Source organism: Roseateles sp. (assembly GCF_044373315.1).
Taxonomy (GTDB): domain Bacteria; phylum Pseudomonadota; class Gammaproteobacteria; order Burkholderiales; family Burkholderiaceae_C; genus JACDQM01.
Genome location: NZ_JBILQK010000042.1, coordinates 23180 through 33761, shown reverse-complemented (window position 1 = coordinate 33761; position 10582 = coordinate 23180). Strand labels below are relative to the sequence as shown.

The following is a 10582-nucleotide window of genomic DNA, read 5'->3' as shown; positions in this document are numbered from 1 at the left end:
GGGTGCAGGCATGAGTGCGCCTGCAATGCGCCAAGTGCGCCAAACCAGCGGCACGTTGATGCGCAAATGCACCCAAAACCTGCTGCTGACGACGACACCGGCGTCACGAAACCTCTTCAGTCGGCACCGAGCACAACCGGCGGTGCTTTGTGCAGAGCTTCCCTAGTGGGCGATCAAGCCAACGCCGCATTGGCCTCTTCAGTCGTTCCATGCGGTGCCCCAGAGTTACTGCAACCACAATCGGAAAAGTTAGATAGGCGACCTTGGCGAATACCCCTCGGTTCTCTGAAATCACGGCCGAAATGAACCCCAGCACTGGCAGATGTAGCAAGTAGAGTGCAAAGGTGGAATCGGCAAGGTGCTGTATCCATTTCCGCGCTCTATTGGCTAAAGCAGATGCGGTGGGTGGGTTGTACGCCGGTGGAAGCAAGATGATTGTGACTGATGTGCATGCCGCCACGATCAGATTCCAGAGCCATCCATCAATCTGTATTGGAGAGTGGGCTTTCATCTGCCCATTGTCTACAGCCAGCATCAGCAATGGCAGCAGCGCCGCGCCGAGGAACAGAAGCCATCTGCCGATCGGAATCATTGATACTGTATGGGATTGAATGCGGTAGCTCAGGGCGCCCAGAAGCCAGAACGGGAACAGAATCAGAATGTTTGGCCCTGCCGCGAGCGATCCGATGGCAATGCCTATGATTCGGCGATACCCCTTCAGGTATGTGGCAGCGCCAAATATGAAGTAGTACCAAAACTCATATGGTATGGACCAATAGGCGCCATTGCTGCCGAAATGCGTGCCCAGGCTCCACGACTGGTTGAGCATCAAGAGAGACGCGCTGTAAGTGAACCAAGCCGGAAGGGTCCTATCAATCGATTTCTCGTACACGGAAGGATTGATCTGTCCACCGATTAAGTCCAGCATCAGGGTAATGGCGACGACCGGCAAAATGATGGAATACAGTCTCGAGAGTCTGGCCGATACATAGCTTGCCAATTCCTTTTCGCGCTGGTCAGCGCAATAGGCGATGACGTAACCCGACAAGACGAAAAACACGATGACTGCTTCGTGGCCCCAGTAAGTGAATCGCCAAAGAACGCCGCCAACCAGATGCCCGTGGCCCACATGACTCAAGAACACCGTCAGCGCGGCCGCAATTCTCAGGATGTCCAGATACAAGGAAACGGAAGGGTTCATTGCCTTAGATTCTCTTTCCCCACTTTGGGCGCCAGCCCATCAAGGCAGCCAGCCCATAGAAATAGGGCTTGTGGAATGTCGGGTCGGTGCTGATCGCAGCGGCCATCGCTGGATAGAAAGTGCCCCTATGGCCTGCGGCCAGGTGGCTGGCTCCAAACTCCCAGTGGTAGGTGCTTAGCTTCCGCCGGACGATGGCAGGCGCAGCGCCGCTGCCATCGGGATTTGTGTAGCCCCATTGTCTGATGGCTTGTTCGATGAGGCGTGTTCTGTAGTCAACCGTTGGCAGCTGTTGGCGTGTGCTTTGCTGCGGGTGCTGGCGATAGAGCGAGACGGCCAGCGGGATGTGAACGAATCGGGTCAACCGACACAAACGCAGCCATAGGTCCCAGTCTTCCCCGGTAGGCCAAGTGGGATCGAAGGCGCCTGACTGGACGAGTGTGTTGCGCCTGATCATGGCGGTGCTGGTTTGCATCCAGCAGTCCAGCAAGAAGTCGCTGTAGCTCCATGCGCAAACCGGTTCCGCAGCAAGGCTTGGGTCAGTGGCACCAGGTGGCGTCCACTCGTGCGGGCAAACGTGCCTGCCTTCTGCGTCAGGCAGCCATCGCTGAAAGTCGCCGTACACCACGCTGGCGTCGGGGTGCCGGCTGGCCGCCTGCAGCTGCACTTGCAGCTTGCCAGGGTGCCATGCGTCGTCGTGATCCAGGAAGGCAACCCAGTCGCCCGTTGCAGCGGAAATACCGCGGTTGCGTGTGGCGGCAATGCCTTGCTGTTGTTGGCGCAGCAACTTCACATGCGGATAGTGCTGTTGAACCCATTCAGCCGAGCCATCGGTGGAGCCATCGTCGACCACGATCACCTCGTGCGCAGCCTGCGTTTGCCATTGAACCGATTGCAAGGCATCGGCAATGTGCGGCAAGCCGTTGTGCATGGGGATCACCACGCTCACAGTGCTGCCAGGCAGTCCGGCGTTCATGTCGCGGCTGATGCGAACAGGCGGGCGTAGTGCCCGACGGTGGCCTGCAATGAAAAGTTCTCGGCGGCATGCAGATGGGTGCGATGCCGCTCTGCATCGGTGCGCGGCAGATGAACCCGTGCGAGAAATGCGCGGGTCAGTGCGGCTTCGTCCTCGCTCTCGATGAGCGTGCCAAACTCGCCGTCCTTCAGCAGGCGCGCATTGGCGCCCACGCGGGTTGCGATCACATCGGCACCTGCTGCCAGGGCCTCTTGCAAGGCGCAGGATGTGCCTTCGGCCAGTGAACAAAGCACGAACACTCGCATGGCGTTGAGTATGGCGGCCACATCAGCGCGCTGCCCCGGCATCCAGACTGCGTCGTCGAGTTGCAGGGTTCGAACCAATTGCTCGGTCTCGGCCCGCAAGGGGCCGTCGCCCACCATCACCAGGCGCAAGCGCTGCCGGGCCAGCGGGTCTTGTGCCCTGGCCGTCGCGAAAGCTCGCAACAGAAGCGCGTGGTTCTTGACGGGTTCCATGCGACCCACGCAGCCTACGATGCAGTGCGCTTCTGGGTTCCAGGGGAAGTCAGTCGGTGGCAGAGCGGGTATGGGTTGGAAGCGTTGCACATCAACGCCGTTCTCGATCAGGTGGATTCGCTCAGCCGGATATCTGATCCGATCGCGCAGGTAGTGAGCAATCTCGTCGGACACGGCCACTGTGTCTTGCACCCAAGGGCGGTAGGCCCGGCGCAGCCACTGCTTCTTCACGTTGCTGCCGCGCGCGTCGTCCGCCGCCCAGCCGTGCTCGGCATGGATGCGGCGCTTCACTCCGGCCCAGGCCGCAGCAGGCACAAAGTCCAGCGCCGCCAGGTTGCAGCTGTGCAGCACCTGCGGTTGCAGCTGCTTCATCAGGCGCACGAAGCGGGGGTACTGTGCGTAAGGTTGACCGGGTGGCTTGTTGAACGACACCCACTCGACATCCTTGCGCTGCACGCGGTCGGCAAAGCTGGGGTCGATGTCGCTGACAGCCACCACCGTATGCCGAAAGCGGTCTTCTGGCAGGTGGTCAATCAGTTGCGCCACCACATTCTCCAGCCCGCCCACCGAGAAGCGGTGCACGAGGTGGGCAATATGCAGCTTTGGGAGTGCGGCGCCAGCCATATTCTTCAACGGGCGAGCCAGCGCCTTGGGTGCAGGCTGCGAAGCCGGCGTTCGAGCGCGCCAGCAGTGAAGTAACGCTCATGTTCAGCTGCCAGATGCCCATGCCGGCGCATCCAATTCAATGAGGCGGCCGTGTACGCCGCGTTGCTGGGCGCGGTGAAAAGATCCATGCCCTCGGGCAGGCCGCGGCGAATCTGGCCGTCGAACTTGTGCAGGAACCTGGCCGGCACGCAGTAATCCTGCCAGCGGGCGGCCTTCACGTGGCCCCAGTTGCCCGAGTGGCGGTTGTTGGCCAGCCGCACTTCGATGCGGCGTTGCACCTGCTCGGCGGAGCGGAACTGGAAGTGCTGGATGTGCAGCAGGTGGCTGGAGATCAGCAGGCGTGGATCGCGCTGCTTCACAAACGATTCGCTCAGCAGATAGTCGCGCGAGAAGCGGAAAAAACGTGGTTCACCCCAGTTGAGCAGGTAATGGGTGAGTTGTTCTGCGGCAGGGACACCGGTGTGAAACCGTGCATTCGCTGCGCCTTCTTGCATATAGAACTGAACGTACCCGTGTTCAATAGCGTTGCTACCTTCTTGGGCTGCTAGTTCCGCCAGGCTGCGTGGGTTGTCGATGATGATCTCGTCGGCATCCAGCACGTGAATCCAATCGCCCTCCGTGAACTCGGCTCGATGCTCGTCGATCAGCTGGTACTTCAGCGAGTCGGAAAAGGGGCGAGAGCATGTGCTGACCTGCAGTACGTCGTTTGCCAATGCACGGGCGACTGCAGCCGTATCGTCCGTGGAGTCGTTGTCAAAGAAGTAGATGCGCTCGTAGCAGCCCAGCTCCAACAAACGCTGGAGCACCTGGCCAATGATGTCGCCCTCGTTTCGGGCAATCAGGAATCCGAAGATCTTCATGGTTGGCGGCCGCGAAAGGCGGAGATCCAAGAGGACAAGACACTGTCGATTTGCGCGTAGGCGTGCTCGAACGCGGATCGCTCTTTCCCGAAGGGGTCCGCCACGCCACCGGCTGCTGCCGCTCCAGGCGATAGCTCAGACCAAGTCCTCAGTTTGGTTCGCGCCTCGGGGTGACGTGCCAACAGCGCGTCCCGAATGGTGTCATCGAAGACCACCAGCTGGTCAGCCCATTCCACCCACTCGAAATCCAACGTTGTTGAGCGGTGCTCTAGCAGGTCGACGCCGCGCCGGCCCGCGCACTCGATGGCCAGGGCCGGAGACGGGCGCGGCTGACGTGGCAGCGTGCCAGCAGAGCGCACTTCCCAGCCTTTGAGGCCCGCTTGCTGCAGCAACTGCTTGGCACGTTCGGCCGCATAAGGGCTGCGGCAGATATTGCCCAGGCAAACAAAGATGACTCGGCTGGGCGCGTGGTCATCGCGTTTCGCGTCAATGGCAGGGCGCTGCGCTCCAGCAAGCGGGCGGGCCGGCATCAGCTTGGCCTTGACGCTCTGTACAAAACCAAGCAACTCGCTGCGGCCCGGCTGCGGGTCGTCCGCGGTCCAGACGTCCCAATGTTCGCGCCCGAGGGCGCGGCGAAGCAGCCCTGCCGTCCAGGCCAAGGCGCCCAGCAGCGCACCGAGCCGGCTCGTTTCCTTCAGGCGCATCCGCAACTGCTGCAGATCGGGGATCAGGTTGCGCCCCATGATCCCGAACGCATAGGACGTTTGCGTGGGTGCCTCGCCCTTGCACAGCAAGGCGTGGAACTGGGCTGGGAAATCCACCCCAAGGGCGACCGGGAGCGGCATCGAGCCCCACGGGCGGGCGTTGACTTCAAGCAGGGCCCATTGCTCTGTAATAGCGTCGTGCTTGAACTCGAACATGGCGATGCCGGTCATGTTCACAGCGGTAGCCATGCGCTCGACGGCCTTCAGCCGTTCTGGATGCACCGGGCGGCTGACCCGCAGGAAACTGGCGCCATCGAGTTCATTGACGCGGTGGTGCTCGAAGGCCTGCAGGATCTTGCCCTCATGCGCTAGCACCGAAACGCCAAGCCCAAAGCCGGGAGCAAAAGCTTCGACGCTGGTGCGGCCAGATTCCTTGGCCGCCCGGCTCAGCCACTTGCGCAGGTCTTCCGCGCTGTGGACGATGGCCACCTTGGTGCGCACGTAAAGATCAGGCCAGGTATAGGACTGGTTCCACTTGCACGCCAAAGGCAGGCCTAGGCGAAGCACCAGATCTTCCGCCGACGATGCCTGCGTGACGTCTTCCAGCGACGGCGATGGCACGCCACAACGCTCGGCCAGGGCATGGGTTGAGGCTTTGTCAAAGAAGGCGTCAAAGGCCGCGTCGTTGACGATGCCGAGCTTGCATTGGGCGAAGGCATCCCGGTGCCGCCGCAAGGGCAGCAGCGAACGCTCTTCACAGGGAATGATGAATTCAATGCCGTGCTCAGCCACCACGCCTTGCATGGCCTCCAGCCATGCCTTGCCGTCGCCAAGGTAGTAGGGAATCCGGTGAACCTGTTGAACGTAACGCGACTTGAGCGCCGGCCCATCGAAGTGGAATGGGACGGCATGGACCTCAAGCCCTTTGCGGCCCAAGGAACGGACCGTGGCCAGGAAGCTTCGGGTGTCATCGCCCAAGACCAGCACGGGGCCGGTACCGGGCCTACGAACGGTTGGGCTGCTCATCGCGCTCCCCCCGGGAGAGTCGCCTTCATCTGCAGCAACACCGTGCGGGCCAGCCAACGCCAGCTGAAACGTAGGCCCAAGGCCACCCAGGCCAGCCGTGCGGCTTGGCGCCGCTCACCGCGTTGGAGCAACTCATGCACGAGGTGTTGGGTGTCGAAGGCCTCTGCATCACTGGCGAGTTTCTGAATATCAGGAGCGGTCACGCTGAGCGCCACATGGCGGCTCACCTGCGCGGACATGAGGCGTTTGTCCAGCGCCGACCAGCGGGTGGATGCATTGACCTTCAATGTGCGGTCGGGAATGTGATGGCGCGCAACGATGGCCGGGCAGTACGCCGATTGGCGCGACCGGTCGAGCAGCCGCCAGAAAAAATCGCGGTCTTCTTCATAGCGAATCAAGGGCCAGAACCCACCGATCTCGCGCGCTCGTTCACGTGTTGTGACGAGTGTGTTTAGATGTGGGAAGCCGCCGGCCTTGATCCATTGCGCAGATGTCATGACAAGCGGGAGCGTGTTCTGCTGACTTGGCGCGAGCAGACCTGGCAACCAGGTGGTGCGCTCCGGTACACCTGCATACCAGCCTTCCTGATTGCCGACATAGAGGTCGAGTTCGGGGTTTGCCGCGAACGCTTCAATCACGCGTGCCAGGTGGAGGGGATCGACCCACTCGTCGTCATCGTCGCAGAAGGCGAGCAACTCGCCGCTGGCCGCTTCAATGCCTGCATTGCGCACGGCCGAAGGGCCGCTGCCGGGACTGTCGGGCGGCGCTAAGTGAATGAGGCGCACCTGCCCGAACGCGGCGAGTCCAGTGGCCAGGGCCGCTCGCTGCTCCAGGTTGGATCCGTCATCGAGCACGATTACTTCAAAATCCGCGTCGCGCTGCATGCAAACGGACGCGACAGCCCTTGCGGCCAGGGCTGCGCGGTTGCGGGTGGGGATGATGACGCTGAGCTTCATGAGCGCCGCCACCTTTGATACTGCTCGAGCAGGGTCGACTCAAAGCCCTCGGGGCGCCCGGCCATGGCCCAGGTGCCGAAAGCCCAAGTCATGAAAAGCGTGAAGCCCAAGGCGCTACCCGCCAGCAGCTGCAGCAAGGCAATGGGGCCAAACAGAGGCAACGCTGACCAGATTGCCAAGCCCATGAGCGAAGCGCCGGCAGCATGCCGCAGCAAGGCGTTGCCCAGTTGCCCCCATCGCAAGCCGCCGTGGTGGCAGGACGCCCAGGCGCTAATTAGACAGTTGACGACTACTCCCACCACCCGGGCCAGGGCAAGGCCCGTGAGTCCCCACTGGGGCGCCATCAACAAAGCGGCTCCAACGAAGGCAGCAAACTCGTACCAGGAGATGTTGGCGACAAACTTGGTTTGTCCGCGGACCACCATGAACATGTGCAAGGGATTGGTGGTAAAACGGATGCCGTTGGCAAGGGAGAAGATCGCCACAAACATGGCCGCCTCTGTCCACTTGCTGCCCAAAACCACCTGTGTGAAGGGCTGCGCAAGTGCTGCGACACCGACCGACAAGGGCAGTGTCAGCCCGTTGAGTGCCGACAGTGTCTTCACCGCTGCCAGGCGCAATCGCTCCGGGTCCGACTCCAACTTGGCCATCGCGGGCAACAATGCTTGCAAGGCCGCTGGGGCGACTGACGCGACAGGCAGCCCGCCCAGATCGGCCCCGACGTTGTATTGGCCGTATTGCGCGGTCGTGCCCATTCGGGCTGCAGCCAGTTCATCGGACTTGCCTAGCACATAGTGGCCCATGTGTCCGATCATCAGCCATTTGCTGGTGTCCCAGATATGGGCGAAGCGCGAGGTGTCCCAGCGCGGGCGATGGGGGTGAAGCATGTAGCTGAGCACCGTGCCGCCGACATAGCCCACCGCCAAACCGCCCAGCAACGCGCGGTAGTCACCCAGCCACCAACCCAGCGCAATGGTGGTCAGCACGCTGAGCACCTTGCCGATGACTTCCTGGCGGAACTGCAACTGGAAGTCCATGCGCTTTTGCGCCAGCAGCACGCCCATATTGGCCAAGCCGCTGAAGGCCACGCAGGCGGCAAGCACCCACAGCATGGCGGTCACGCGCGGTTCTTCGAAGTACCAGGCGGCCGGCCACGAGGCCGCAGCTACCAGGATGCCCAAGGCCAGGCTTTGGAGCAGGCGCAAGCTCCAGGCGGAGTTGACGTCGGCATCGGTGACATGCTCTTGCCGCAGGATGGCAACGCCCGCGTTGAGTTCAAGGAAGGTGCCGATCAGGCCCACCACCAACATGGCCATGGCGACCACGCCGTAGTCTTCCGGCATGAGCAGCCGGGCCATGATCACGGTGTTGATGAAGCCGATGCCCTTGACGGCCCAGCGCATGGCGATGGTCCAGGCCACCCCCTTGATGACGGATTGCTTGAGGCTGTGTTCAGCCATGGCGCACCTCGCCGGATGCGTTCTTCGCCAAGCTGCGGAGAAAGCCTTCCACTTCGCCCGCCACGCGCTGGCGCGCCGCCGGGTCGGAGAGGGTGTGATCCGCGTCGACAAGATTCACGAAGCTCCGCGGGGCGTCTGGGCGCCGCGAGTCAGAAATCCAGTCGGCGTGAGCCCGTTCGAACTCGCGCGCGGTGTAGTCGTGTTGCGACAGGAAGACGCGGACGCTGCCCGGGAAGCTGAACCAGCAGTCTTCCATGCGGCGCAGGAATTCGGGTTGCGCTTGCTCTTGGCGCGCCGCACGCCAGTCGCGCCACATCGACCGCAGTCCCTGCCAGTTGATACGGCCCCGCGCCAGCTTCTGCCAGAAGTCCCGCTCAAGGAATCGGCGCGGATAGTGGTGCCTCAGCCGGGTCTGTGCCGCCAGGTTGGCGGAATGCGCCCAAGGGTTGAGCAGCAGGAGTCCAGCCACGCGGGCATCTTGCTGCTCGCTGTAGAGCAGGGCCGAGCTGGCGCCGTCGCACAGCCCCAGCAGCGCCACCCGTTGCACGGAGGGGCATCGTTCGATCAAGGCGTCAATGGCCGCTGACAACTCCGGGCTGTTGTTGTCGAACGGAGTGGCCGTGCCCGTGCTGTCCCCCATGCCACGCAGGTCGAAACGCAGGCTGGGAAATCCAGCATCGGCGGCGTGCCGTGCCAATTGGGTGAACAAGCGGTGTGCACCGGTTCGCACCTGAGGCCCGCCGACGACGATGATCAGGCCCAGCGAGGCGGCCAGCGGTGCATCAGCCACGATGCCTTGTAGCACCTCGACTCCCGCCGCAATGCCGATGGGCACTTCGAAATGCTGCCCCACCTGCGCTGCTGCAGGGGCTTGCAAGAGCGCTTCAGGGGCCGTGAGCGATTCGCTGCGCGCCGCCGGTTCGGTTTCAGCGAGCGCCTTCAGGGTCGAGTCCACCAGTGCAGGGGCCTCTTCAATGTCGGCAGAGACCCAAAAGCTCGGCCCGCAAATCGTGTTGTGCACCCAGTGCGTTTGTTCTCCAGAATCCGCCGGCCTCATGGCCGCAATACGGCCGTGGAGAGGGAGACCGTCAGGCGTGACGTCCAGCCACACAGCGGTTTGAGCGCGAGCGCAGCTCAAGTCAAGGCGCGCGGCCTGAAGCCCGCGGGCGACGGACGGAGTGAGCACTTGGCCGGCCACATGAACAGTCTGCCCGGCAGCCAGTTCAGCCATGCGTTCGGCGGTGGTCGCCCGGTTTTCCGAACTTGGGCGGAGCAATTGGCGCAGGGCAGTCGCACCGTCAATGACCGGTTGCCACAGCAAGAGCTTTACCGGATCTGCAATCCGCGGCGCTACGGCTGCAGCGATCAACGCGCCATGGCGAAGCCCCCAAAGCCAGGGGTGGAACCCACTCGCATCCTTCAGCCATTGGTGCGCAGCCAGGGCATCGTGCTCCCAGCCTTCCCAGGTCGCGTGCTCCAGTTCACCCGCGCTGTCGCCGCAAGCGAACAAATCCAGCTGCAGCACGGTCCAGCCCGATTGCGCCAACCTGCGGCACATCACGGCCGCCATGCGCCGGCTTCGGTTCATCTCTTCGCCCAGAGGGGGCAGGTAGACCATGGCGCCCAAGCCGCTGACGCCAGCTGGAGGCGAATGCAGCAAGGCATATCTCGCCCCAGCGAAACCTTCGCTGGGACCCAGGATCAGCCCGGTGGGGGGGTGGCTCACACCATGCCCAGGCAGTCGGCTACCAAGCCCGTCAAGCTGCCAACGGACGCGAAGGCATCGGCGCCAATGACGGCGTCGTTGAAGGCGATACCAAAGCGATCTTCCAGGGCGGCAAGCAAGGCCACTGCCGAAAACGAGTCGAACTCAGGTATGGAGCCCAGCAGTGGCGTCTCGGCAGTGAACTGGAGAGCTCGGCCGTTCAAGGACAGGACGCTGTCCAAGATGACTAGCACTTGGCGCTGAAGATCAAGGTCAAAGGTCATGTGTTGGGGAAAGAAGCCTGCGGGTCGGCTCGACGCCGAGAGTATCACCGGGCCGGCACAGCGCTGAACGCCCTTCCGAGCCCCAAACTTCCAAGCAATGGCGACCACTGTGAAATCTTAAACGCTCTGCTGATCGTCTCTGGAAGTTGCATCCATGGGCGCCGACTCAGCCGGCTTTGTGGGCTGCCCTGAAATGGGGGGGGGCGGCGGCGCCAATCGGCGGACGGGCCAG

9 protein-coding genes are annotated in these 10582 nt (G+C 62.5%); all 9 read right to left on the bottom strand.

Annotated features, from left to right (window positions below; genetic code table 11):
* Positions 1–103: 103 nt before the first annotated feature.
* From ACIQ67_RS11500 to ACIQ67_RS11460, 9 genes are read right to left on the bottom strand one after another with little or no spacing between them, the layout of a single operon-like run.
* Positions 104–1201, bottom strand: a complete 1098-nt coding sequence (locus ACIQ67_RS11500) for an acyltransferase family protein (protein ID WP_397534503.1) — start codon at positions 1199–1201, stop codon at positions 104–106.
* A gap of 4 nt (positions 1202–1205) precedes the next feature.
* Positions 1206–2174, bottom strand: a complete 969-nt coding sequence (locus ACIQ67_RS11495; protein ID WP_397534502.1) for a glycosyltransferase family 2 protein — start codon at positions 2172–2174, stop codon at positions 1206–1208.
* On the bottom strand, positions 2171–3313 hold the full coding sequence (locus ACIQ67_RS11490; RefSeq protein ID WP_397534504.1) for a glycosyltransferase: 1143 nt from the start codon (positions 3311–3313) through the stop codon (positions 2171–2173). The genes ACIQ67_RS11495 and ACIQ67_RS11490 overlap by 4 nt, the downstream gene beginning before the upstream one ends.
* A gap of 5 nt (positions 3314–3318) precedes the next feature.
* A complete protein-coding gene (locus ACIQ67_RS11485; protein ID WP_397534501.1) occupies positions 3319–4215 on the bottom strand; it encodes a glycosyltransferase family 2 protein in 897 nt (298 codons plus the stop codon).
* Positions 4212–5945 carry a hypothetical protein gene (locus tag ACIQ67_RS11480; RefSeq protein WP_397534500.1) on the bottom strand — a complete coding sequence of 578 codons (1734 nt, stop codon included), beginning with the start codon at positions 5943–5945 and terminating at the stop codon, positions 4212–4214. The genes ACIQ67_RS11485 and ACIQ67_RS11480 overlap by 4 nt, the downstream gene beginning before the upstream one ends.
* Complete coding sequence (locus tag ACIQ67_RS11475) at positions 5942–6901, bottom strand: glycosyltransferase family 2 protein (protein ID WP_397534499.1); 960 nt, start codon at positions 6899–6901, stop codon at positions 5942–5944. The genes ACIQ67_RS11480 and ACIQ67_RS11475 overlap by 4 nt, the downstream gene beginning before the upstream one ends.
* The gene (locus tag ACIQ67_RS11470) at positions 6898–8361 is read right to left on the bottom strand and encodes a lipopolysaccharide biosynthesis protein (protein ID WP_397534498.1); all 1464 of its coding nucleotides are present in this window, start codon (positions 8359–8361) and stop codon (positions 6898–6900) included. The genes ACIQ67_RS11475 and ACIQ67_RS11470 overlap by 4 nt, the downstream gene beginning before the upstream one ends.
* Positions 8354–10087 (bottom strand): hydrolase 1, exosortase A system-associated, encoded by a 1734-nt coding sequence (locus ACIQ67_RS11465; RefSeq protein ID WP_397534497.1) that lies wholly within the window; start codon positions 10085–10087, stop codon positions 8354–8356. Before ACIQ67_RS11465 ends, ACIQ67_RS11470 begins: the two co-directional genes overlap by 8 nt.
* Complete coding sequence (locus tag ACIQ67_RS11460; protein ID WP_397534496.1) at positions 10084–10308, bottom strand: phosphopantetheine-binding protein; 225 nt, start codon at positions 10306–10308, stop codon at positions 10084–10086. The genes ACIQ67_RS11465 and ACIQ67_RS11460 overlap by 4 nt, the downstream gene beginning before the upstream one ends.
* Between the last annotated feature and the right edge of the window lie 274 nt (positions 10309–10582).